This window comes from Pilimelia anulata (assembly GCF_014647895.1).
In the GTDB taxonomy this organism is placed as follows: Bacteria; Actinomycetota; Actinomycetes; order Mycobacteriales; family Micromonosporaceae; genus Pilimelia; species Pilimelia anulata.
The window spans coordinates 82,713-105,271 of the sequence record NZ_BMQB01000007.1; the positions used below are offsets into that span (position 1 = coordinate 82,713).

Annotated in this window: 21 protein-coding genes and 1 pseudogene; 11 read left to right on the top strand and 11 right to left on the bottom strand. The window is 74.6% G+C overall.

From position 1 onward, the window contains the following. Positions 1–46: 46 nt before the first annotated feature. From IEY94_RS16390 to IEY94_RS16420, 7 genes are all read right to left on the bottom strand, one after another. Positions 47–1,027, bottom strand: a complete 981-nt coding sequence (locus IEY94_RS16390) for a succinate dehydrogenase/fumarate reductase iron-sulfur subunit (RefSeq protein WP_189171067.1) — start codon at positions 1,025–1,027, stop codon at positions 47–49. Next, entirely contained in the window at positions 1,027–2,937 is a 1,911-nt protein-coding gene (locus tag IEY94_RS16395) for a fumarate reductase/succinate dehydrogenase flavoprotein subunit (protein WP_189171068.1), read from the bottom strand. Before IEY94_RS16395 ends, IEY94_RS16390 begins: the two co-directional genes overlap by 1 nt. Before the next feature lie 13 nt (positions 2,938–2,950). Beyond that, positions 2,951–3,763, bottom strand: a complete 813-nt coding sequence (gene sdhC, locus IEY94_RS16400; protein WP_189171069.1) for a succinate dehydrogenase subunit SdhC — start codon at positions 3,761–3,763, stop codon at positions 2,951–2,953. Positions 3,764–4,087: 324 nt separating this feature from the next. After that, on the bottom strand, positions 4,088–5,455 hold the full coding sequence (locus IEY94_RS16405) for a TldD/PmbA family protein (RefSeq protein WP_189171070.1): 1,368 nt from the start codon (positions 5,453–5,455) through the stop codon (positions 4,088–4,090). After that, the gene (locus IEY94_RS16410) at positions 5,452–6,888 is read right to left on the bottom strand and encodes a TldD/PmbA family protein (RefSeq protein WP_189171071.1); all 1,437 of its coding nucleotides are present in this window, start codon (positions 6,886–6,888) and stop codon (positions 5,452–5,454) included. Before IEY94_RS16410 ends, IEY94_RS16405 begins: the two co-directional genes overlap by 4 nt. 101 nt (positions 6,889–6,989) lie before the next feature. Then, on the bottom strand, positions 6,990–7,487 hold the full coding sequence (locus IEY94_RS16415) for a Uma2 family endonuclease (RefSeq protein ID WP_189171072.1): 498 nt from the start codon (positions 7,485–7,487) through the stop codon (positions 6,990–6,992). 35 nt (positions 7,488–7,522) lie between these two features. Then, positions 7,523–9,628: a S9 family peptidase gene (locus IEY94_RS16420; protein ID WP_189171073.1), complete on the bottom strand. Its 2,106-nt coding sequence runs from the start codon at positions 9,626–9,628 to the stop codon at positions 7,523–7,525. Positions 9,629–9,801: 173 nt separating this feature from the next. Here IEY94_RS16420 and mshB point away from each other — a divergent pair, with 173 nt between their 5' ends. The 3 genes from mshB to IEY94_RS16435 are packed head-to-tail and all read left to right on the top strand — an operon-like array spanning position 9,802 to position 11,680. Beyond that, positions 9,802–10,644, top strand: coding sequence for an N-acetyl-1-D-myo-inositol-2-amino-2-deoxy-alpha-D-glucopyranoside deacetylase (gene mshB, locus IEY94_RS16425; protein WP_229784159.1), 843 nt, complete (start codon positions 9,802–9,804; stop codon positions 10,642–10,644). Then, positions 10,641–11,249, top strand: a complete 609-nt coding sequence (locus tag IEY94_RS16430; RefSeq protein ID WP_189171075.1) for a hypothetical protein — start codon at positions 10,641–10,643, stop codon at positions 11,247–11,249. Before mshB ends, IEY94_RS16430 begins: the two co-directional genes overlap by 4 nt. Further along, positions 11,204–11,680 carry a hypothetical protein gene (locus IEY94_RS16435; protein ID WP_189171076.1) on the top strand — a complete coding sequence of 159 codons (477 nt, stop codon included), beginning with the start codon at positions 11,204–11,206 and terminating at the stop codon, positions 11,678–11,680. The genes IEY94_RS16430 and IEY94_RS16435 overlap by 46 nt, the downstream gene beginning before the upstream one ends. A 38-nt stretch (positions 11,681–11,718) precedes the next feature. On the opposite strand, the pseudogene IEY94_RS16440 reads toward IEY94_RS16435, so the two are convergent. Next, positions 11,719–11,910: pseudogene (locus IEY94_RS16440) on the bottom strand (GNAT family N-acetyltransferase); the annotation flags it as partial. A 156-nt stretch (positions 11,911–12,066) separates the two neighbouring features. Between IEY94_RS16440 and fdxA the strand changes: the two are divergent. From fdxA to IEY94_RS16450, 3 genes are all read left to right on the top strand, one after another. Continuing rightward, positions 12,067–12,393: a ferredoxin gene (fdxA, locus tag IEY94_RS23640; protein WP_229784092.1), complete on the top strand. Its 327-nt coding sequence runs from the start codon at positions 12,067–12,069 to the stop codon at positions 12,391–12,393. Continuing rightward, positions 12,390–13,484, top strand: a complete 1,095-nt coding sequence (gene dapC / locus IEY94_RS16445) for a succinyldiaminopimelate transaminase (RefSeq protein WP_229784165.1) — start codon at positions 12,390–12,392, stop codon at positions 13,482–13,484. Before fdxA ends, dapC begins: the two co-directional genes overlap by 4 nt. A gap of 223 nt (positions 13,485–13,707) precedes the next feature. After that, complete coding sequence (locus tag IEY94_RS16450) at positions 13,708–14,385, top strand: SIMPL domain-containing protein (protein ID WP_189171079.1); 678 nt, start codon at positions 13,708–13,710, stop codon at positions 14,383–14,385. On the opposite strand, the gene IEY94_RS16455 is transcribed toward IEY94_RS16450, so the two are convergent. Next, positions 14,370–15,398 carry an ADP-ribosylglycohydrolase family protein gene (locus IEY94_RS16455; protein WP_189171080.1) on the bottom strand — a complete coding sequence of 343 codons (1,029 nt, stop codon included), beginning with the start codon at positions 15,396–15,398 and terminating at the stop codon, positions 14,370–14,372. The two genes, IEY94_RS16450 and IEY94_RS16455, sit on opposite strands and share 16 nt — an antisense overlap. 242 nt (positions 15,399–15,640) lie before the next feature. Between IEY94_RS16455 and IEY94_RS16460 the strand changes: the two genes are divergently transcribed. Beyond that, positions 15,641–16,798: a glycosyltransferase family 4 protein gene (locus IEY94_RS16460; protein ID WP_229784093.1), complete on the top strand. Its 1,158-nt coding sequence runs from the start codon at positions 15,641–15,643 to the stop codon at positions 16,796–16,798. A gap of 45 nt (positions 16,799–16,843) precedes the next feature. On the opposite strand, the gene dapD is transcribed toward IEY94_RS16460, so the two are convergent. After that, entirely contained in the window at positions 16,844–17,860 is a 1,017-nt protein-coding gene (gene dapD / locus IEY94_RS16465) for a 2,3,4,5-tetrahydropyridine-2,6-dicarboxylate N-succinyltransferase (RefSeq protein WP_189171081.1), read from the bottom strand. A gap of 25 nt (positions 17,861–17,885) precedes the next feature. On the opposite strand from dapD, the gene dapE reads away from it, so the two are divergent. Beyond that, on the top strand, positions 17,886–18,956 hold the full coding sequence (dapE, locus tag IEY94_RS16470) for a succinyl-diaminopimelate desuccinylase (protein WP_189171082.1): 1,071 nt from the start codon (positions 17,886–17,888) through the stop codon (positions 18,954–18,956). A gap of 107 nt (positions 18,957–19,063) precedes the next feature. Here the strand turns inward: dapE and IEY94_RS16475 are convergent, their stop codons facing one another. Then, on the bottom strand, positions 19,064–19,210 hold the full coding sequence (locus IEY94_RS16475; RefSeq protein WP_189171083.1) for a hypothetical protein: 147 nt from the start codon (positions 19,208–19,210) through the stop codon (positions 19,064–19,066). 129 nt (positions 19,211–19,339) lie between these two features. Here IEY94_RS16475 and IEY94_RS16480 point away from each other — a divergent pair, with 129 nt between their 5' ends. From IEY94_RS16480 to IEY94_RS16490, 3 genes are all read left to right on the top strand, one after another. After that, complete coding sequence (locus IEY94_RS16480; protein WP_189171084.1) at positions 19,340–20,203, top strand: LOG family protein; 864 nt, start codon at positions 19,340–19,342, stop codon at positions 20,201–20,203. A 124-nt stretch (positions 20,204–20,327) separates the two neighbouring features. Then, a complete protein-coding gene (locus tag IEY94_RS16485; RefSeq protein WP_189171085.1) occupies positions 20,328–21,071 on the top strand; it encodes a response regulator transcription factor in 744 nt (247 codons plus the stop codon). Further along, positions 21,068–22,525: a sensor histidine kinase gene (locus IEY94_RS16490; RefSeq protein ID WP_189171086.1), complete on the top strand. Its 1,458-nt coding sequence runs from the start codon at positions 21,068–21,070 to the stop codon at positions 22,523–22,525. Before IEY94_RS16485 ends, IEY94_RS16490 begins: the two co-directional genes overlap by 4 nt. Positions 22,526–22,559: the final 34 nt, after the last annotated feature.

The window sequence follows — 22,559 nt, forward strand, 5'->3', positions numbered from 1 at the left end:
TCGGGCGCCCTCGCGACGTGCGGTCAGCGGTCCGGTCGGTGGCCGGTCAGCGGTCCGGGTGGTGGTAGTTCAGCCCGTCGGCCGGCAGCGGGAACTCCTGGTCGCCGAACGGCGACGCCGCCGCCGGCCGGTTGAACGTCAGCTCCGTGATGCCCATGTGGCCGTCGTCGTCGAGCGTCGCGGCCTGCGGCGCCGGCTTCGGCCGGCCCCAGTTGACGCCCTCGTGCGGTTCGTCCGAGTGCACCCGGCCCACCGTACCGTCCACCGCGCCCTCCAGTTGATCGCGCCGGAAGATCTTCCGGCCGAGCCATACCAGGGGATCGTACTTCCGATCGACGACGCGCTCCTTCATCGGGATGATCGCGTTGTCAGTGATCTTGATGTGCTCGGGGCAGACCTCGGTGCAGCACTTGGTGATGTTGCAGTACCCGAGGCCCATGTCCTCCTGTGCGTAGTTCTTCCGGTCCTCGCGCGCGTCGAGCGGGTGCATGTCCAGCTCGGCGGCCCGGATGAAGAACCGCGGGCCGGAGAAGGCCGGCTTGTTCTCCTCGTGGTCGCGGATGACGTGGCAGACGTTCTGACAGAGGAAGCACTCGATGCACTTGCGGAACTCCTGCGAGCGCTCCACGTCGATCTGCTGCATCCGGTAGTCGCCCGGCGCCACGCCCTCCGGCGGGGCGAAGGCCGGCGTCTCGCGCGCCTTGGTGTAGTTGAACGAGACGTCGGTGACCAGGTCGCGGATGATCGGGAACGTCCGGATCGGCGTGACGGTGACCGTCTCGTCCTCCTCGAACGTCGACATCCGGGTCATGCAGCCCAGCCGCGGCTTGCCGTTGATCTCCACCGAGCAGGAGCCGCACTTGCCGGCCTTGCAGTTCCACCGGCAGGCCAGGTCGGGCTCCCGGGTGGCCTGGAGGCGGTGGATGATGTCGAGGACGACCTCGCCCTCGTTCACCTCGACCTCGTAGTTCTTGAGCGAGCCGCCGGCCGCGTCGCCGCGCCAGACCCTGAACTTGCGGATTCCCATTACTCGCCCGCCCCCTCGGCCAGGGTGTCGAACTCGGCCAGCTCTTCGTCGGTCAGGTACTTCGACAGCTCGGTGCGCTCGAAGAGCTGGATCAGCTCCGGCCGCATCCGCGGCACCGGCTTGTGGGTCAGCTCGACCTGGTCGTCGCGCAGCGAGCAGATGAGGTTCTTGGTCCGCCACTGCGGGTTCATGCCCGGCGCGTCCTCGCGGGTGTGGCCGCCGCGCGACTCCTCCCGCTCCAGCGCCGCCTTGGCGGTGCACTCGGAGACGACCAGCATGTTGCGCAGGTCCAGCGCCAGGTGCCAGCCGGGGTTGTAGCGGCGGCCGCCGGTGGCGCCCACGTTGCCCACCCGCTTGCGCAGGTCGGCGAGCTTGACCAGGGCGTCCTCCAGCTCGCCGCGGCGGCGGATGATGCCGACCAGGTCGCCCATGACGGTCTGCAGCTCGGCCTGGAGCGCGTACGGGTTCTCCCCGCCGGGGTTCTCCAGCGGCGCGAGCGCCGTCGCCAGCGCCTCGGCCACCGCCCGGTCGGCGGCCCGCGGCCGCGCGGCCGGGCCGTCGGCGTGGGCCGCGGCGTGCTCGCCGGCCCGCTTGCCGAAGACCAGCAGGTCGGACAGCGAGTTGCCGCCGAGCCGGTTCGACCCGTGCATGCCGCCGGAGACCTCGCCCGCGGCGAACAGGCCCCGGACCGTACCGGTGGCGTGCGCCGAGTCGGGCTCGACCTCGACCCCGCCCATCACGTAGTGGCAGGTCGGGCCGACCTCCATCGGCTGCTTGGTGATGTCGACGTCGGCCAGCTCCTTGAACTGGTGGTACATCGACGGCAGCCGCTTGCGGATCGTCTCGGCGGGCATCCGGGTGGAGACGTCCAGGTACACGCCGCCGGCCTTGGTGCCGCGCCCGGCCTTGACCTCGGAGTTGATCGCCCGGGCGACCTCGTCGCGGGGGAGCAGCTCCGGGGGACGCCGGTTGTTGTCGGCGTCGGTGTACCAGCGGTCGGCCTCCTCCTCGGTATCGGCGTACATCTTGCGGAACACGTCCGGGACGTACTCGAACATGAACCGCTTGCCCTCGGAGTTCTTCAGCACGCCGCCGTCGCCGCGCACCGACTCCGTCACCAGGATGCCCTTGACCGACGGCGGCCAGACCATGCCGGTCGGGTGGAACTGGAGGAACTCCATGTTGATCAGGTTCGCGCCGGCGCGCAGGGCGAGGGCGTGGCCGTCGCCGGTGTACTCCCAGGAGTTCGAGGTCACCTTGTACGACTTGCCGACGCCGCCGGTGGCCAGCACGACCGCCGGCGCCTCCAGCAGCAGGAACTCGCCGGTCTCGCGGTAGTAGCCGAAGCAGGCCGCGACCGCGTCGCCCTCCAGGATCAGCTCGGTGATCGTGGTCTCGGCGAAGACCCTGATCCGGGCCTCGTAGTCGCCGAACTCGCGCTTGTCCTCCTGCTGCAGCGACACGATCTTCTGCTGGAGGGTGCGGATCAGCTCCAGGCCGGTCCGGTCGCCGACGTGCGCCAGCCGCGGGTACTCGTGCCCGCCGAAGTTGCGCTGGCTGATCTTGCCGTCCTTGGTCCGGTCGAACAGCGCGCCGTACGTCTCCAGCTCCCAGATGCGGTCCGGGGACTCCTTGGCGTGCAGCTCGGCCATGCGGAAGTTGTTGAGGAACTTGCCGCCCCGCATGGTGTCCCGGAAGTGGACCATCCAGTTGTCGTTGCTGTTGACGTTGCCCATCGCCGCGGCGGCGCCGCCCTCGGCCATGACCGTGTGCGCCTTGCCGAACAGCGACTTCGAGATGATCGCGGTCTTCTTGCCGGCCAGCCTGGCCTCGATCGCCGCGCGCAGGCCGGCGCCGCCGGCGCCGATCACGACGACGTCGTACTGGTGTCGTTCGATACGTTCAGTCATTTTCCGCCGCGCCTCAGTTGAAGAACCGGAAGTCGGAGAACCAGCCCGCGGACACCGCCATGATGTAGAAGTCGGTCAGCATGACCGTCCACAGCGACAGCATCGCGAAGAAGCCGTGCCTCGGGTTGAGCTTGGAGATGAAAACCCACATCCGGTACCGCAGCGGATGCTTGGAGAAGTGCTTGAGCTTGCCGCCGAATGTGTGCCGGCACGCGTGGCAGGAAGCGGTGTACCCGGCGAGTGCCAGCACATTGATCCAGATGATCAGCGTGCCCAGGCCGATGCCGAACCCGCCGTCCTTGCCCTGGAAGGTGTGCAGCGCATCCCAGACGTTGATGAGCAGCACGATCGCGGCGGCGTAGAAGAACCAGCGGTGCGAGTTCTGGAAGATGAGCGGGAACCGGGTCTCGCCGGTGTACTTCTTGTGCGGCTCGCGCACCGCGCACGCCTGCGGCGAGGCCCACAGCGAGCGGTAGTAGGCCTTGCGGTAGTAGTAGCAGGTGAGCCGGAACCCGCCGACGAACGGGAAGACGATCGCGCCGAGCGGGATGAAGAACGGCATCGCCGGCAGCGGCTGGCCGAAGTGGGACGCCTCCGGCAGACAGTCCTTGAACAAACAGGGCGAGTAGATCGGCGTCAGGTAGCCGTAGTCACCGACCACGTAGTACTTGCCCATGAACAGGCGGACCGTGGAATACACGATGAAGAGCAGCAGAATCGCGCCGATGGTCAGCGGCGGTAACCACCACCGGTCGGTGCGGAGTGTCCTCGCCGCGATTGCGGCCCGCGGCCGGGCCTTCTGCGGCCGCATTGCCGTCGTTGTCATGTGTCAATCTCCCTGGCGGGCGCCTGTGGTCGTCGGCGGCGCGCGGCGGGAACCGGGCCCCGGCTGCCGGACCGCGCCGCTCGCGTGTGCGCGCCGAAGGGTGATCGGCACGCAGGTGCACACGTTACGCCGTAACTCGTGGACGACGTGCGCAGGGAGTCTCGCGCGTGGCTAACGGGTTACGAAAGTCCACACGTCACATCCGGCCCCGGATGTGGATAACCTCACTCAACGGGGCGGGGTGAGGTTAGCCTAACTTACCCACCCCGCCCTTGTCATCGACCGGAGTCGCGGCGCGCCGCCCCGACCGGGTCCGCCGCCGGCTCAGCCGGCCGCGCCGCCGGTGAAGTGCCAGCCCGCCAGGTGCAGCGCCGGGGCGCTGACCCAGCCGCCGAACCACTCGCCCGGCACCCGCGTCGGGACCGCGCCGATCCCGCGGACCGCGCCCGGCGCGAGCGCCCGCGGGTACGACTGGGTGAAGCGCAGGTTCGACACCGGCCCGGCCAGCTTCCCGTCCTCGATCAGCCAGATGCCGTTGCGGGTCAGCCCGGTCACCACCAGCGACTTCGGGTCGAGCACCCGGGTGTACCAGAAGTCGGTCACCAGCAGGCCCCGCTCGACGCCCGCGACCAGCGCCGCCGCGGCGGGGTCCACCGCCGGGTGCGGGTCGGCCGTCGGCGCGTGCGGCCCGGCGCCCGGTTCCAGCGCCACGTACGCCGGGAACGGCCCCCAGGCCACCTCGGGCCCGGCGTGCCCGGTCGAGGCCGCGCCCGCCTCGGCCGCGGTCCGCCGGTCGTGCGCCACGCCCCCGGTCACGCCCGCCTCGACCAGCGCCAGCCGGCCGCGCGGGGTGCCCTCGACGTCGAACGGCAGCCCGCCGCCGGCCACGTCGTCGACGATCGTCACCGCCGGGTCGAACTGGGCCTCGCCCGGCGCGGCGAAGCTGCGCCGCTCGGCGAACGCCCGCCCGTTGAAGCCGAACGCGGACAGGTTCTCCAGCACGTCGGAGACGGCGCCGGGCTCCAACACCACCTCGTACACCCCCGGCGGCAGGTCCGCCGCCCCGGTCGCGGCGCGCGCCTTCGCCGCGGCCCTGGCGCCCAGCGCGCCGCCGTCCAGCGGGCCGAGCCGCGGCCCCGAGTCGCGGGCCACCGCGTCCGCGCCCGGCGCCCGGGCGATGCCGTCGATCGCCGCCTCGGTGAGCGCGGCCGTGAGCTGCTGGCCCGCGCTGTTGGCGAAGGCCGCGGCGATCGTCCCCGTCCGGCAGTACCCGGCCGTGGGCAGCCCGTCGGCGGCGGCCACGAACGCCCGCACCGCGGCGGCCCGGTCGCCCGGCGTCGCCGCGGCGGTCGCGTCGTCGTACCCCGCCGCGCCCGCCGCCGGCGCCGCCGGGGACAGCCCCGGCCAGTGCGGGTCCGGCGGGCACAGCTCGGCCGACGCCCGGGCCCGGGCGACCAGCCCGGCCAGCCCGTCGTCGCCGGTCAGCGTGGTCGAGCCGGTGACCGTCCGGCCGTCCAGGTGCAGCCGCAGCGACACCGCGGTGACCTCGTCGGCGACGTTCTGGTGGATCACCGAGTTCGCGAACCGGGTCAGCCCGTTCGCGGCGTGCCGCACCGACACCTCGGCGTCGCCGCCGCCGGCCCGCCGCACCTCGGCCAGCACCCGGGCGGCCAGCTCCAGCTCGCGCGTCATCCCGTCACCCCCACCCGTACGTTGCGGAACCGGGCCGGCGCCGCCGGGTGCCCGGTGTGGCCGACCTGGCCCGGCTGCCCCTTGCCGCAGTTCGGCGTGCCCCACGGCACGATCTCCGACGACAGCATGTCCATCGACCCCCAGAACACCGGCCCGATGCCCGTGTAGGTGGGGTTGCGCAGCATCCGCCCGCGCTTGCCGTTCTTGATCTCGTACCCGATCTCGCAGCCGAACTGGAAGTTCAGCCGCCGGTCGTCGATCGACCAGGACCGGTTCGTCTCCATGAACACGCCGTCGTCGGTCGCGGCGATGATCTCGTCCAGCGTGTGCGGCCCCGGCTCCAGCCCGACGTTGGTCATCCGGACCATCGGCAGCCGCGACCAGCCGTCCGACCGGACGCTGCCGGCGTAGTCCAGCCCCGCCGCCGCGGCCGAGTCGCGGCCCGCCAGCACGCCGGTCCAGATGCCCTCCCGGACCGCGTACCGGGCCGCGGCCGGCGTGCCCTCGTCGTCGAAGCCGAAGCTGCCCAGCGCGCCGGGGATCGTCGGGTCGATGGTGATGTTCATCAGCGGCGAGCCGTACTTCAGGCTGCCCAGCTTCGCCAGGTCCAACCAGGACGTACCGGCGAACGCCGCCTCCCAGCCCAGGATCCGGTCCAGCTCGATCGCGTGCCCGACCGACTCGTGGATCTGCAGCGCGAGCTGCTCCCCACCGAGGATCAGCGTCGTCTCGCCCGCCGGGCACGCCGGCGCGGTCAGCAACTGCCGCGCCTCCGCGGCGATCCGCTCGGCGTGCGCCGGCAGCGCCAGCGACTCCACGAACTCCCAGCCGGCCGTCCGGTAGTCGCCAGTGGACGACGGGTACGACCGGATCTGGGTCTCGCCGTCGCCGATCGCCAGCGCCGACATCCCGCCGCCGCATTCCCGGGTCCGTTGGTCGATCCGGTGCCCGTCGGAGGAGACGAACCACTTCGACGTGTCCCACACCCGGTACAGCGCCGTCGCCAGGTCCGCGCCCGCCGACCGCATCGCCGCCGTCACGCCGACCAGCAGGTCGCCCTTGACCGACAGCGGCACGTCCAGCGGGTCGGTGCCGCAGGGCGACGACCAGCTCGCCACCACCGGCTCGGCCGGGGCGAGGTCGGTCGCCGGCCCGGCGACCGTCGCGCTCGCCTCGGCGATCTCCGCGGCCCGGTGGCCGGCGGCCCGCGCCGCCGCGGTACCGGTCTCGGGCAGGGCGAAGAAACCCCACGAACTGCCCACCAGCGCGCGGACGCCGATGCCGGCGTCCTCCTCGCGGGTGAGCTGCTCCACCTCGCCGTTGCGGGCATCCATCGATTCGTAGCGCCGGTGCATCAGCCGGGCGTCGGCGTACCGCGCTCCGGCGTCCAGCGCAGCCTGGACAGCGGCCTCGGCCGCCTCGAATTCCGTCACCCGCCGACCCTATGTGAACGAACGTTCGGTTGGCTGCCCTTGCCACCTCGCGGCAACTTGCCAGTGCGTGCCATGTCGGGTGCCACGGCGGGCCGGCTGATTCACGGCAGCAGGGCCGCCGGGTCGATCGTCACCCGGACCGGGTCGGTCAGCTCCAGCCGCGCGCCCGGGCCGGCCGCGACCCCCTCGGCGTACGTGTCGCCCTCGCGGCGGTGCAGGTGCAGCCGCGGCCCGCGGGGCTCCACCAGTAGTAGGTAGTGGTCGATGCCCGCCGCGGCGTACACGTGCATCTTCTGTACTCGGTCGGTCATCGCCGTGCTCGGCGAGAAGATCTCGGCCACCAGGGCCACCCGCTCCGCGGGAACGACCAGCTCGTCGCGGTCGATCGCGGCGTCGGCGAGCACCAGGTCCGGAATGGGGATGCGGCCGGGCTTCAGCCGCAGGTTGACCGCGGGCAGGACGAGCAGGCCCGCGGCGGCGGCCGGCTCCTCCAGAAGCCGCGCGAGCCGATGCGAGATCGCCCGATGGCGGGGGGTCGGCGCGGGCGTTACCTGAAGGCTCCCGTCGATCCGTTCGATTCGATTGTGGGTCTCGCCCATGCACCCGTTCGGCGTGGCCGCGACGGTCCGCCGCGCTACGGGGCGAGGTGGCGGACGAGGAACTCGCGCTCCAGCCGCAGCAGCCGCGGCCCGATCCCGCCCGCCGCCATGTGCGACGCCCCCGGCAGCGGCAGCACCGCGTGCGGCCGGCCCGTCCGCAGCAGCTCCGCCGACAGCCGCAGCGTGTGCGCCGCCACCACGTTGTCGTCCACCAGCCCGTGCGCCAGCAGCAGCGGCCGCGCCTCGTCCGGCCGGATCGGCGGCTCGGCCGCGAGGTCGAGCAGGCTGTGGTGGGCGTACACGTCGGTGCCGTCGTCGGGGGCGCCCAGGTAGCGCTCGGTGTAGCCGGTGTCGTACAGCGTCCAGTCCGTCACCGGGGCGCCCGCGACGCCGCAGCGGAACACGTCCGGGCGGCGCAGGACCGCCAGGGCGGCGAGCCAGCCGCCGAACGACCAGCCGCGGATGCCCACGCGCTCCAGGTCCAGGTCGGGGTGCTTGTCGGCGAGCGCGCGCAGGCCGTCGACCTGGTCGGCGAGGACCACGTCGGCCATCCGGCGGTAGATCGCCTTCTCGAACGACGGGGCCACGCCCGGGGTGCCCCGGTTGTCGATCGAGACGACGGCGAAGCCGGCGTCGGCGAACCACTGCCGGGCCAGCCAGTAGTTGCGGATGGCCAGGACCTCCTGGCCGCCCGGGCCGCCGTAGATGTCCAGCAGGACCGGCAGCCGGCGGCCGGCGACGTGCCCGGTCGGGTACAGCACCGCCGCGGGCAACGCACGGTCGGTGACCCGGTCCAGCAGCGGGCGCGGGGCGTACGGGGGAGTGGCGCCGACGTTCGGCAGGGTGGCCAGCTCGACCCCGCCGCGGCGGACCGACCAGACGGTGCCGGTGTGGTCCAGGCAGGCCCGGCCGATCGCGAGCACGTCGCCGGCGACCGCGGCGACGTGCCAGCCGGGCTCGTGGGTGAGGCGCTGGGCGTCCACGCCGGTCGTCGCGACGGCGGTGCGGACCCGGAACAGGTGCTGCTCGCTGGGCTCGCCGTCGCTGCCCTCGACCAGCAGGTCGCCGTCGGCCGCGCCGACCACCCGGCGGACGTACAGCGAGGGCGGGGTGAGCAGGGTGCCGTCGGCGAACAGGCAGCGGGCGTCGTACCCGTCGTGCAGCAGCTCGCCGCCGACCAGCACCCGGCCGTCGGGCAGGTGCAGCGGGGTGCCGTCGATCGGCTCGACCCAGCGGGTGTCGGTCAGCTCGGCGTGCACCTGGGTCTCGCCGGTGCGGGCGTCGATGGCCAGCACCAGGCCGTGCTGCTGGCTGCGCCGCAGCACGGTGATGAGCGGGCCGCCGTCGGCCCACTGGGCGGCCACGACGTACGGGTACAGCTCGCGGTCCCAGCGCACGTCCACCCAGCCGCCGTCGAGGTCGAGCAGGTGCAGCGAGACCTCGGCGTTGGCGGTGCCGGCCCGGGGGTACGCGACCTCGTGCGGCGGCTCCTCCGGCTTGCTCGGGTCGTGCAGGTACCAGCGGGCGACCCGGGTGTTGTCGACCCGGGCGGCGAGCACCGTCCGGCCGTCGGGCGACCACCACCAGCCGCGGTGCCGGCCGAACTCCTCCGCCGCCACGTGGTCGGCCAGGCCCCAGGTGATCGAGGCGCCGGGCTCGCTGGCCAGCAGCGTGTCCCGGCCGTCGGCGTCGACGACCCGCAGGGCGCCGTCGGTCACGTACCCGATCCGGGTGCCCGTGGGGTCCGGGCGGGGGTCGACGACGGGGCCGGCGGTGCCGATCGCGGTCACCGCGCCGGTGGCCGGCTCCGCCCGGTACAGGCGGCCGGCCAGGGTGAACGCGGCCACCCGGGCGGCCGGGTCGGCGGCGTAGCTGCCGATGCCCTCGGCGGCCAGCCGCATCCGCTCGCGCAGCGCCCGCTCGTGCGCCGGCAGCTCGCCGCCCTCGCCCAGCGCGGCCGGGTCGGCCACGAGCCGGGTCTCGCCGCTGCCCACCTCGTACGACCACAGCCGGTCGACCGGGTCCTCCGGACCCTGCGAGCGCAGGTAGAGCACGCGGGAGCCGTCCGCCGCGACGGAGACCGCCCGAACCATGCCGTACCGGAAACGATGGGTGCGTGCCGCCAACTCCGGAAAGTCCACCCGTCGATCCTCCCCCATCCCCGGCCCCCGGGTACCCCCGGCACCGCAACTCGCCCGGGCGAAACCGACCCGTCCGGATGCCCCGGCGGGGGGTCGGGCCCCCGGACTACAGTGGCGCGGTGAGCAGCGAGCGTCGGATCAACAGCGGTCCTCGGATCAACAGCGACCGTCGGATGGTGTTCGTCCACGCCCACCCCGACGACGAGGTCATCGGCACGGGCGCCACGATGGCCCGGTACGCCGCGGCCGGCGCGCACGTCACTCTGGTGACCTGCACGCTCGGCGAGGAGGGGGAGATCCACGTACCCGAGCTGGCCCACCTGGCGGCGGCCGAGGCCGACCAGCTCGGCGGGTACCGGATCGCCGAGCTGGCCGGCGCCTGCGCCGCGCTCGGCGTCGCCGACCAGCGGTTCCTCGGCGGGGCCGGCCGGTTCCGCGACTCCGGGATGATGGGCGAGCCGACCAACCAGAACCCGCGCTGCTTCTGGCGGGCCGACGTCGACGCGGCGGCGGCGTACCTGGTCGACGTGCTGCGCGAGGTCCGGCCGCAGGTGCTGGTGACGTACGACCCGAACGGCTTCTACGGGCACCCCGACCACATCCAGGCGCACCGGGTGGCGATGCGGGCGGCCGAGCTGGCCGGACCGGACGCCCCGGACAAGATCTACTGGACGGCGGTGCCGTTCTCCGCGCTCGCCGCCGGGATCGCCCACTTCCGCGAGTCGACCGACAACCCGTTCGCCGGGGTGGAGCGCGCCGAGGACCTGCCGTTCGGCACGCCGGACGAGGAGATCGCCGCGGCGGTGTACGCGCCGGAGTTCCAGGCGGCGAAGCTGGCCGCGCTGCGCGCCCACGCCACCCAGGTGCCGCCGACGTCGTGGCTGTTCTCGATGGCGTCGAACTTCGGCGGGGAGTTCCTCGGCATCGAGCACTACCGGCTGGCCCTGGGTAAGCCGGGGCCGGGCGAGGGGCCGTACGGCTGGGAGACCGACCTGTTCGCGGGGCTGGACGCGTGACCGACCCCGCGGGCCCGCCCGACCCCGGTCCGGCCGCCGCGGCCGAGCCGGGCCCGCCCCCCGGCGACCCGGCCGAGCCCGTGCCGCCGCTCATCCCCGAACGGTGGCGGGGGCCGGTGGACCGGGCGCTGCGGATCACCGGCGGCGTCCTCGCCGTGCTGCTCGCCGTGCTCACCGGGGCGCTGGAGCTGATCCTGGTGCCGCTGCGGGTCGGCGGCATCCCGGTCGGCCTGTGCGTGCTGCTCGCGGTGGCCGTCAACTACCTGCTGCCGCGGTTCACCGAGGCCGCCACCGGCGCCCGCTGGCCGGCGCTGCTGGCGTTCGTCGCCTGGCTGATGGTGATGCTGCTGGCCGCCGGCCGGCGCAGCGAGGGCGACCTGCTGGCCACCGGCGTGTTCGCGGTGCTGGTCAACGTCGCCGGCTCGCTGGCGTTCGGCATCGCGATGTACCGGATGATGCTCGCCACACCCCGCGCCCGGCCGCCCCGCCGCCCGCGCCGCACTGACCGCTCCGGGCGCGTGGGCTGGTGTCCGGCCCGGAAACGGACTAAGACAGTCCCATGGCGGAGAGAGCATTCCCGGCCCGCTGGCGAACCGTCGCGGTGATCGCCGGCGGGCTGTTCGCGGTCAACCTGGTGGCCCGGCTGGTGGTCCGGCTGTGGTACGCCGACGACGGGCTGGCCGCCGACGCCGTGACGCTGAGCATGCTCGCCGCCGTCGGCCTGGCCTGCCTGGGCCTCGCGGCGTGGTGGAGCCGGTACCGGCCGGTCGGCGCGTGGGCGGCGGACCTCGCCCTGGCCAGCGGCGGCGCGCTGCTGCTGGCGGTGCTGGTCGGGCCGTTCGCCAGCGGGGCCGGCCCGTTCACGTACGGGGCGGGGGAGTTCTTCAAGCAGATCTGGCAGTGGGGCGGCGTCTCGATCGTGGGTGCGCTGATCGGCCTCGGGGCGGTGACGGCGCTGGGGTTGGACGCCCGGTCGCGCGGGCTGCGCCGGTACGCCGAGGCCAAGCGCGCCGAGGCCCGCCTGCCGCGCAGCTAGCCGGGCGCGGGGGAGCGGGGCGGGCGGTCCGGGCGCGGCGGGACGCGCTTGGCGCGGTGCACGGCGGCCAGCGGGACCGTCACCGGGCCGGCGGCGGTGGCCACGGTCAGGGACGTGTCGGACAGGTCGGTCAGGGTGCCGAGGTGGTCCCGGAACAGGGGGCGCCCGGCGCGCTCGCCGGCCCGCGCGCGGACCACGACGCGATGCCCGAGATCGTCGTTTCCGAGCACGAATGCCCTCCCCGGGGGTACGTCGGGAACCACGCGCCTGCCGGGCGCGGGGCGGCGACTGGATACTAGGCTGCTGAGGGTCGTGCACACGCGGCCCCATCGCGTACCCGGCCCCGCGCGGGCCATCAGCGTACGGGCACTGTGAAGGGAAGACCCGTGACTTACATCATCGCCGAGCCGTGCGTCGATGTTCTCGACAAGGCCTGCATCGAGGAGTGCCCGGTCGACTGCATCTACGAGGGGGGCCGGATGCTGTACATCCACCCCGACGAGTGTGTCGACTGCGGTGCGTGCGAGCCGGTCTGCCCCGTCGAGGCGATCTTCTACGAGGACGACGTCCCGGAGCAGTGGAAGGACTACACGAACGCCAACTACGAGTTCTTCAACGACCTGGGCTCCCCCGGCGGGGCCTCGAAGGTCGGGAAGATCGAGGCGGACACGGCGTTCGTGGCCGCGCAGCCGCCGAAGGAGGGCGACCACTGAGCGCCGTGTCGGCCCACCTGCCCGACTTCCCCTGGGACCAGCTCGCCCCCGCCAAGCAGCGCGCCGCCGCCCACCCCGACGGGCTGATCGACCTGTCGATGGGGGCGCCGGTCGACCCGGTCCCGGACGCGGTCCGGCGGGCCCTGGCCGACGCCACCGACACCCCCGGCTACCCGCTCACCGCCGGCAGCCCGGCGCTGCGCGCCGCGATCAGCCGCTGGTGCGTCCGCGCCTGCCGGGCCGAGCCCGGCTTCGGCGTGCTGCCGACCGTGGGCTCCAAGGAGCTGGTCGCCTGGCTGCCGACGCTGCTCGGCGTCGGCCCCGGCGACGTGGTCGTGTTCCCCGAGGTGAGCTACCCCACGTACGAGGTGGGGGTACGGCTGGCCGGGGCGACCGGCGTCCGGTCCGACGCGCTGACCGCGGTCGGCCCGGACCCGCGGGTGAAGCTGGTCTGGGTCAACTCGCCGGGCAACCCGACCGGCCGGGTGCTGCCCGCGGCCCACCTGCGCAAGGTCGTCGACTGGGCCCGCGAGCGCGGCGCCGTCGTCGCCTCGGACGAGTGCTACCTGCCGCTGGGCTGGGAGGAGGAGCCGGTCTCGGTCCTCGACCCGGAGGTCAACGGCGGGGACCACCGGGGGATCCTCGCGGTGCACTCGCTGTCCAAGCGGTCGAACCTGGCCGGGTACCGGGCGGCGTTCGTCGCCGGCGACCCGGCGATCGTGGACGAGCTGCTGCTGGTCCGCAAGCACGCCGGGCTGATCGTGCCGGCGCCGGTGCAGGCGGCGATGGTCGCGGCGCTGGACGACGAGGCGCACGTGGCGGTCCAGCGGGGCCGGTACGCCGCCCGCCGGGCCGCGCTGCGGCCGGTGCTGGAGGCGGCCGGCTTCCGGGTGGAGCACTCGACGGCCGGGCTGTACCTGTGGGTGACCCGGGACGAGCCGGCGGCGTCCACGGTGGAGTGGTTCGCCGACCGCGGCCTGCTGGTGGCGCCGGGCACGTTCTACGGCCCCGGCGGCGGGCGGCACGCCCGGGTGGCGCTGACCGTCAGCGACGCCCACACCCGCGCCGCCGTGGCCCGCCTGACCGCCTGACCGACCGCGCGGCCGTGGCCCGCCTGACTGTCTGGCCGGCCGCGCCACCGGGCCCGGCAACCCCGTCACCGGGCCCCGCGAACCCTGCGTCGCGCCGGTCGGCGGCACCGGGTCGCGCCGTCGGCGGCCACGGCCTGCCGGCGGTCGGTCACCGGGCGTGCGGTTCGGTGGGATCGACGGGCGTCGGGGTGCCGGCGGGCGGTGCCCGGGCTAGCGTCGGGGCATGACCGACACCCCGTACGTCGCCGTCCGCGGCGAGGCCACCGTCGACGCCGACCCCGAGCTGGCCCGGCTCTCCGCCACCGTGACCGTCCGCGCCGGCGAGCGCGAGGCCGCCCTGCGCACGCTGACCGCCCGGGTCGCCGACGTCCGCGCGGCGCTGGACGAGCGGGCCGCGGCGATCGAGCGGCGCGACGACGGCGCGCTCCAGGTGTATCCGGAGCTGACCGGCGACAACCAGCGGGTCGCCGCGTACGTGGCCAGCCTGGGCGTCACCGTGACCGTCACCGACTTCGCCGCGCTCGGCGAGCTGCTGGCCGCGCTCGGCGGGCTCGACCACGTGTCCGTCGCCGGGCCGTGGTGGGAGCTGCGCCCGCAGTCCCCGGCCGGGTCGGCGGCCCGCCGCGCGGCGGTGGACGACGCGGTCGGCCGGGCCCGGGAGTACGCCGCGGCGGTCGGCGCCGCGCTGGACCGCCTGGTCGCGATCAGCGACCCGGGCACCTCCGGCGGGTACGGCGGCGGCGGGGGCGCCCGGATGGCCTACGCGGCCGCCGAGTCGACAGTGCTGGACCTGACGCCGGTCCCGCAGAGCGTCACCGCGGCGGTGGAGCTGCGGTTCACCCTGACCCCGCCGACGGCGTTCCCCGGCGCGGACCGGGCCGCGGGTCACCAGCCCGGGTAGCGGTCCCACCAGTACGGGTCGGTCGGCGTCGAGCCGTCGGTGCCGGCGGGGCTCTGGCTCATCTGCCGGACCAGGTCGCGGCTGAGCAGGTCGGCCACCCAGACCAGTTCGAGCCGGGACAGCCAGTCCACCGGCAGCGGGTCCGGGCCGTGCCGGGCGCCGAGCAGCGCGCCGGTGATCGTGGCGACGTGGCCGCCGTCGCCGGCCGCGGCGGCGAACAGGATCGCGTCCCGGATGCTGTCCCGCTCCGGGAAGGACGCGACGACGTACAGCGCCCCGGCGACCGCGCCGACCGCGGTGCCGGCGCCGGCCCACTCGGCCAGCCGGACGGCGGCCCGCGGGTCGGCCGCGGCCTCGTCGGCGGCGCCCCGGAACTCCGCCGGGACGGGCCCGAGGCCGAGCCGCACGGCCCGCTCCTCGGCGACCGAGGTGGCGTGGCCGATGGTGGCGTCCTCGCTGAGGAGCTGGATCGCGGTGGCCGCGTACCCGGCGGCGACGAGCGCGTCGTCCCGGTGGGTGAGCGCGGCGATGTCGGCGGCGAGCCGGGCGGCCTGGCCGGCCCGGGCGTACATGCCGACCGGCAGGGTCCGGATGACCGCGCGCGGGCCGTGGGTGACCCGCGGCGGCGCGGTGTCCGGCGCGCCGCCGGGGCCGCCGCGCAGCGCGGCGATGGTGGCCGGGGCGGGGCCACGCACCTGCGCGAGCACGGGCACCTCGGCGAGCCAGCCGTCGAGGAACGGCTCGCCGGTGCCGTCGGGGTCGATGACGCCCTGCAGGGCGGCCCACCGCCGGTACGCGCGCCAGACCGCGTGCGGCGGGTCGAACGGCCCCTGGAGCGCCGACCGGACGTCGGCCCGGATGAGCCCGTCCACGGTGAAGCAGGCGAGTTGCCCGCCGCTGGTGGCGGCGAGGCTGCCGGCGTCGGGGACGAGGCCCGCCGTCGCGCCGATCGCGTCGCCCAGGACGAGGCCGAGCAGGCAGCCACGGGCCGCCGCTATCGCTCCTGCCGCCAAGTGGTCCTCCCCGAGTCGGGTCCATCGTCAGCGGGCGCCCCGGCGGCCGCAAGTTTCTGTCCACCTTCTTGCACACCCAGGGTGGCATGCTGCCGGTGCGGCACGGGTACGCGCCCGGACGGCGTGAGGATATGGAACTTTCAGCCGTAATTCGGCGTATTCGACCAGAGTTGCCCTGCTGTTGACTCTATGGTGAGAAAGGACCCGGGGTTGGGCGCCGCCGCAGGCAGGAGGAGATCCAGGTGGGTAGCGGGACGAGGGATCCACTTCGGATCGCGCTGGTCGTGCCCCCGTACTTCGACGTGCCGCCCGCCGCGTACGGCGGGGTCGAGGCCGTCGTGGCGGACCTCGCCGACGCGCTCGTGGCGCGCGGCCACCGGGTGACGCTGATCGGCGCCGGAAAGCCGGGCACGGCCGCGGACTTCCTGCCGGTGTGGGACCGGACGATCCCCGAACGACTCGGCGAGCCCTTCCCCGAGCTGGTGCACGCGGCGGTCAGCCGGCGCGCGGTCGAGCACCTGGCGCTGCGCGGCGGCCTCGACGTGGTGCACGACAACACGACGTCCGGGCCGCTCAACGCCCCGGCGTACGCGCACCTCGGCCTGCCGACCGTGGTGACCGTGCACGGCCCGGTGGACGGCGACCTGTACCGGTACTACCGGGCGCTGGGCACCGACATCGACCTGGTCGCGATCAGCGACCGGCAGCGGGCGATGGCGCGCGACCTGAACTGGGCCGGCACCGTGCACAACGCGCTGACCCTCGAAACCTGGCCGTACCGCGAGGAGAAGGGCGACTACGCCCTCTTCCTCGGCCGGTTCCATCCGACCAAGGCCCCGCACCTGGCCGTCGAGGCCGCGCACGCGGCCGGCGTCCGGCTGATCCTCGCCGGCAAGTGCGCCGAGCCGCCGGAGCAGGCGTACTTCCGGGCCGAGGTCGAGCCGCGGCTGCGCGACACCGACGAGGTATTCGGCGTCGCCGACGCCACCGCCAAGCGCGAGCTGCTGGCCGGCGCCCGCTGCCTGCTCTTCCCGATCCGCTGGGAGGAGCCGTTCGGCATGGTGATGATCGAGGCGATGGCCTGCGGCACGCCGGTGGTCGCGCTGCGCGGCGGCGCGGTCCCGGAGGTGCTGGTGCACGGCGAGACCGGGTTCATCTGCGACGACCCGGCCGAGCTGCCGGCCGCGATGGCCCGGGTCGGCGAGATCGACCCGGCCGCCTGCCGGGCCAGGGTGGCGGCGCACTTCAGCGCCGAGAAGCTCGCCCTGGGGTACGAGACGGCGTACCGCACCGCGCTGTCCCGCCGGCAGGCCACCGCGACCACGCTGGCCGCGCTGGACACCGAGCTGGACGCCCTGGACGCGCTCGCCCCGGCCGGCGGGACGCCGCCGGAGCGCTGACCGCCGGCCGCGCCGGGCGGGTGGCCCGCCCGGCGCCGCGCGGCGTCAGTTGTGCGCGTGCAGGTCGCTGTTCAGCGCGATGCCCTGGCCGGACCGCGGCCGGGCCTCCAGCGCGCCGGACTGCGCGTTGCGCCAGAACTGGAGGTTCGGCACGCCGGACAGGTCGCGGGCCTTGACCACCCGGCCGTCCGGCAGGGCGATCTTGGAACCGGCGGTGACGTAGCAGCCGGCCTCGACCACGCAGTCGTCGCCGAGCGAGATCCCGACGCCGGCGTTGGCGCCGAGCAGGCACCGCTCGCCGACCGAGATGGTCTCCTTGCCGCCGCCGGACAGCGTGCCCATGATGGACGCCCCGCCGCCCAGGTCGGTGCCGTCGCCGAGGACGACGCCCGCGCTGATCCGGCCCTCCACCATCGAGGTGCCGAGCGTGCCGGCGTTGAAGTTGCAGAAGCCCTCGTGCATGACCGTCGTGCCGGCCGCCAGGTGGGCGCCGAGCCGGACCCGGTCGGCGTCGCCGATCCGCACGCCGCTCGGCGTGACGTAGTCGACCATCCGCGGGAACTTGTCGATGCCGTACACCACCAGCGTCCCGCCGCCGGCCCGGACCAGCGCGCGCAGCTCGTCCACCCGGTCCACCGGGGCCGGGCCGGCGCTGGTCCAGGCGACGTTGGCCAGCAGCCCGAAGACCCCGTCGAGGTTGGCCTGGTGCGGCTTGATCAGGCGGTGCGAGAGCAGGTGCAGCCGCAGGTACGCGTCCGCGGCGTCGACCGGGGCGTCGGCCAGCGACTCGACGACCGTCACCACGACCCGGCTGCGCAGCCCCGGCAGCGGCCGGTCGCCCAGCACCCCGGCCGGCAGGCCGATCAGCGCGGCGCCCGCGGGCCCGTCCAGCGGGCCGCGCGCGCCGGCCCCCGCCGCCGGGTCGCCCGCCGCGGCCGCCGCGTCGCCGGGCGCCGGGCCGAGGCCGAGCTTGCCGGCCGGGTACCAGGTGTCGAGGATCTGCCCGTCGGCGGTGACGGTGGCCAGCCCGATGCCCCACGCGGGGGAGTGCAGTGCGGTCATAGCACGTGACGGTACCGTGCCTGACATGGGTAACCCGCTGACCCCCGAGGTCCTCGCCGATCCCGTCGCCCTGACCCGGACATTGGTGGACATCGAGTCCGTGTCCCGCAACGAGCGGCAGATCGCCGACTGCGTCGAGGAGGCGCTGCGGCGCATCCCCGGCCTCACCGTCGCCCGGCACTCGCACACGATCATGGCCCGGACCGACCTGGGCCGCGCCCAGCGGGTCGTGCTCGCCGGCCACCTGGACACCGTCCCGCTCGCCGACAACTGGCCGAGCCGGACCGAGGGCGACATCCTCTGGGGCTGCGGCACCTCGGACATGAAGTCGGGCGCCGCGCTGGCCCTGCACGCGGCCGCTACCGTGACCGCGCCGCGGCACGACCTGACCTTCCTGTTCTACGAGGCGGAGGAGATCGAGGCCGAGTACAACGGCCTCACGCTGGTCTCCGCCGTGCACCCGGAGTGGCTCGCCGCGGACTTCGCGGTGCTGCTGGAGCCGACGTACGGGCGGGTGGAGGCCGGCTGCCAGGGCACCCTGCGGGTGGCCGTGCGGCTGGACGGGGTCCGGGCCCACTCGGCCCGCTCGTGGCTGGGCAGCAACGCCATCCACGCCGCCGCCGAGCCGCTGGCCCGGCTGGCCGCGTACCGGGCGCGGCAGGTGGAGATCGACGGCTGCACGTACCGGGAGGGGCTCAACGCCGTCGGGATCTCCGGCGGGGTGGCCGGCAACGTGATCCCGGACGAGTGCGCGATCGTGGTCAACTTCCGGTTCGCCCCGGACCGGTCGGTGGCCGACGCCGTGGCCCACGTCCGGGCGGTGTTCGAGGGGTACGAGCTGGACGTCCTGGACACCGCCGGCGGCGCCCTGCCGGGCCTGGACCAGCCGGCCGCCCGGGACTTCATCGCCGCCGTCGGCGCGACCCCGGCGGCGAAGCTCGGCTGGACGGACGTGGCCCGGTTCTCGGCGCTCGGCGTACCGGCGATCAACTTCGGGCCCGGCGACCCCAACCTCGCCCACAAGCGGGACGAGCACGTCGAGATTCCGAAGATCGTCGAGGGGGCGGCGACCCTGATCAATTGGCTGACGGCCTGACCGGGGCGGGGCGCGGGTCCAGGATGGAGGGCGGTGCGGGGGCCGGGGATCGATCCGTTTGGTTGACCCCGGACGGGGTCGGCGGCCCGGCGGCGCACGGTCGTCGATCAGGCGACCGCGGGGATCCGTTCGTCCGGCGTCAGATCCTTGGCGTCGAGATCCCGGACGGCCGCGGCGAGCCGGCGCGCGGTGACCGCCGCACGGATGCGGCGATTCAGGACACGGCGTCGGCGGTCCAGATCGGTGCGGATCATCGGTGGTGCCCCCTTTCCCCCGTTACGGGTAATGCACGGCATACCCGCGTCTTTACGTTATAGACGCTTCAAGGGCGGAAAAGGTTGCGGTCTGCGCCGATACAGTCGACAGACACTACGGTGGTGACCATGACTGATCTCCCGGGTGCCGCGCCCGGCCGCGGCGGTGCCGAGCGCGCACCGGTGCGCCGCGGGCGCGAGCGGCACAGCGGCGCCGTACTGACCCGGCGGGACTCGATCCCGCCGAGCACCGCCGACCAGCGGCTGCTGGACTCCCGCTCGCGGGAGGACTGGAAGACCAAGGACTCGTGGCGGGCGCTGCGCATCCTGTCCGAGTTCGTCGAGGGCTTCGACACGATGGCGGACCTGCCCGCCGCGGTCAGCGTCTTCGGCTCGGCGCGCAGCAAGCCCGACAGCGACGAGTGGCGGCTCGGCGAGCGGATCGGCCGGGCGCTGGCCGCCGCTGGGTACGCGGTGATCACCGGCGGCGGGCCGGGCGTGATGGCGGCGGCGAACAAGGGCGCCGCCGAGGCCGGCGGGCTGTCCGTGGGCCTCGGCATCGAGTTGCCGTTCGAGCAGGGCATGAACGAGTGGGTCGACCTGGGCATCGACTTCCGGTACTTTTTCGCCCGCAAGACGATGTTCGTCAAGTACGCCCAGGCGTTCGTCGTGCTCCCCGGCGGGTTCGGCACGATGGACGAGCTGTTCGAGGCGCTCACGCTCGTCCAGACGCGCAAGGTGACCCGGTTCCCGGTCGTGCTGATGGGCACGGCGTACTGGGGCGGCCTGGTCGACTGGATGCGCACCGCGATGGCCGGCGCCGGCAAGATCGCCGAGGCCGACCTGGACCTGCTCACGGTCACCGACGACGTGGACGAGGCGATCCGGCACATCGTGGCCGCCGACGCCGCGCTGGCCGAGCAGGCGACCGCCGAGCGGGCGTCCACCGACCGGCTGGCCCGGGACCAGCGGGCGGCCGCCGACCGGCTCTGACCCCGGCGCCGGCCGCGCGGTGGGCCCGGGCGGCGGGTCGCGGCCACAGGCGCGCCTCAGGGCGTGCACAGGTCGTCCTGCTAGAACCGGCACATCGGGACGAGTCGGCGAGCGGAGGACCCGGGTGAGCGCCAGCAGCCAAGCGGCGGGGGCCGGCACGCGCGTGCTCGTCGTGGACGACGAGCCGAACATCTCCGCGCTGCTGTCGGCGACCCTGCGACTGATCCAGTTCGAGGTGCGGGTCGCCGAGACCGGCAACGAGGCGCTGATCGCGGCCGAGGAGTTCGACCCCGACCTGGTCGTGCTGGACGTGATGCTGCCCGACCTGGACGGTTTCCAGGTCGCCCGCCGGCTGCGCCAGGCCGGGCACGCCACCCCGGTGCTGTTCCTCACCGCCCGGGACGCCGTGGAGGACCGGATCGCCGGGCTCAGCGTCGGCGCCGACGACTACGTGACCAAGCCGTTCAGCCTGGAGGAAGTGGTCCTGCGGATCCGGGCGATCCTGCGCCGGGCCGGCGTGGAGACCGCCGAGGAGCCGCCGACCGCGGCCGAGCCCACCGTGCTCAGCTACGCCGACCTGGAACTGGACGCCGACGCGTACGAGGTGCGCCGGGGCGGCCGGCGGATCGACCTGTCGCCGACGGAGTTCCGGCTGCTGCGGTACCTGCTGGCCAACGCCGGCCGGGTGGTCAGCAAAGCGCAGATCCTCGATCGCGTGTGGGAGTACGATTTCGGCGGTGACGGCCGGATCGTGGAGTCTTATGTGTACTACCTGCGCCGCAAGATCGACCGGGAGGGCCCGGCGCTGATCCACACCGTCCGCGGGGTCGGCTACGCGCTGCGCCTGCCGCGGGGCGCCGACGCGTGACCGACGCGGGTCGCCGGTGGCGCCGGTGGCGCGGCTGGCGACAGTGGACCCTGCGCGCCCGCCTCGCCGTCGCCCTCTCCCTACTCGCCGCCGCCGGCCTGCTTGCCGCGAACACCGCCGGGGTGGTGCTGCTGCGCACGTACCTGGTCGCGCAGGTGGACCAGCGGCTCACCGGGATGAGCAACCGGGCCGTCCGCACCCCGCCGCCCGGCACCCCGGCGCGGACCCCGCCCAACCGGGCGCTGGGCTCGGACTTCGTCGTGTACCAGTACCGGGCCGACGGCACCCTGATCGAGCGCAGCGGCACCGACCCCGAGGCCAGCCCGCCGGTCCTGCCCGGCTACGCCGACCTGCGCGCGCGGGCCGGCAAGGGCCCGTTCACCATCGGCAACGGCGCGACCGCCTGGCGCACCCTGGCCCGCCCGCGCGACGACGGCGGCCTGGCCGTGCTCGCCGCCTCGCTGCAGGAGGTGCACGCCACCACCCGGTCGCTGCTGCTCATCGACGCCGCCGCCGGCGGGGTGGTCCTGCTGCTGCTCGGCCTGGTCGGGTACGTCGTCGTCCGGATCGGGCTGATGCCGCTGACCCGGATGGGCGAGGTGGCGGCGCGGATCACCGTCGGCGACCTGTCCCGCCGGGTCCCCGCCGGCGACCCGCACACCGAGCCCGGCCGGCTCGGCGCGACGCTCAACGGGATGCTGTCCCGGCTGGAGGCCGAGGTGGCCGCGCGGGCCCAGTCCGAGCACCGGCTGCGCCGGTTTCTCGCCGACGCCTCGCACGAGTTGCGCACGCCGCTGACCTCGATCCGGGGCTTCGCCGAGCTGTACCGGCGCGGCGGCGCCCCGCCCGGCGCGATGCTGGACGAGACCATGGGCCGGATCGAGGACGAGGCCGCCCGGATGGGCCTGCTGGTCGACGACCTGCTGCTGCTCGCCCGGCTGGACATCCAGCGCCCGCTCGCCCGGGAGACCGTCGACCTGCTGGCCATCGCCACCGACACCGTCCGGGACGCCCTGGTCCGGGCCCCGCAGCGGACCATCACGGTCGCCGCCCCCGACAGCGGGCCGGTGCTGCTGCCCGGCGACGAGCCGCGGCTGCGCCAGGTCGCCGCGAACCTGGTCAACAACGCGCTCCAGCACACGCCGGAGAGCGCGTCGATCACCGTCCGGGTGGGGCGGCGCGAGGCCCGGCCGGACAAGCTCGGCGGCGCGACCGGCGCGGTCGCGGTGCTGGAGGTCGCCGACACCGGCGAGGGCATCCCCGAGTCGCACGCCGAGCGGGTGTTCGAGCGGCTGTACCGGGTGGACCCGAGCCGCAGCCGGACGCTGGGCGGCGGCGCCGGGCTGGGCCTGGCGATCGTCTCGGCGATCGTGCACAGCCACGGCGGCACTGTCGCCCTGGACACCGCGCCGGGCCAGGGCGCGACGTTCCGCGTGCTGCTGCCGATGCAGTGACGCCGCCGCGGCCGCGGCCCGCGTTCCCGGCGCC

Bases quoted from the DNA above. Each gene is read 5' to 3' on its own strand.
- IEY94_RS16390 (WP_189171067.1), bottom strand. From the start codon at position 1,027: ATGGGAATCCGCAAGTTCAGGGTCTGGCGCGGCGACGCGGCCGGCGGC.
- IEY94_RS16395 (WP_189171068.1), bottom strand. From the start codon at position 2,937: ATGACTGAACGTATCGAACGACACCAGTACGACGTCGTCGTGATCGGC.
- sdhC (WP_189171069.1), bottom strand. From the start codon at position 3,763: ATGACAACGACGGCAATGCGGCCGCAGAAGGCCCGGCCGCGGGCCGCA.
- IEY94_RS16405 (WP_189171070.1), bottom strand. From the start codon at position 5,455: ATGACGCGCGAGCTGGAGCTGGCCGCCCGGGTGCTGGCCGAGGTGCGG.
- IEY94_RS16415 (WP_189171072.1), bottom strand. From the start codon at position 7,487: ATGGGCGAGACCCACAATCGAATCGAACGGATCGACGGGAGCCTTCAG.
- mshB (WP_229784159.1), top strand. From the start codon at position 9,802: ATGGTGTTCGTCCACGCCCACCCCGACGACGAGGTCATCGGCACGGGC.
- IEY94_RS16435 (WP_189171076.1), top strand. From the start codon at position 11,204: ATGGCGGAGAGAGCATTCCCGGCCCGCTGGCGAACCGTCGCGGTGATC.
- IEY94_RS16450 (WP_189171079.1), top strand. From the start codon at position 13,708: ATGACCGACACCCCGTACGTCGCCGTCCGCGGCGAGGCCACCGTCGAC.
- dapD (WP_189171081.1), bottom strand. From the start codon at position 17,860: ATGACCGCACTGCACTCCCCCGCGTGGGGCATCGGGCTGGCCACCGTC.
- dapE (WP_189171082.1), top strand. From the start codon at position 17,886: ATGGGTAACCCGCTGACCCCCGAGGTCCTCGCCGATCCCGTCGCCCTG.
- IEY94_RS16475 (WP_189171083.1), bottom strand. From the start codon at position 19,210: ATGATCCGCACCGATCTGGACCGCCGACGCCGTGTCCTGAATCGCCGC.
- IEY94_RS16480 (WP_189171084.1), top strand. From the start codon at position 19,340: ATGACTGATCTCCCGGGTGCCGCGCCCGGCCGCGGCGGTGCCGAGCGC.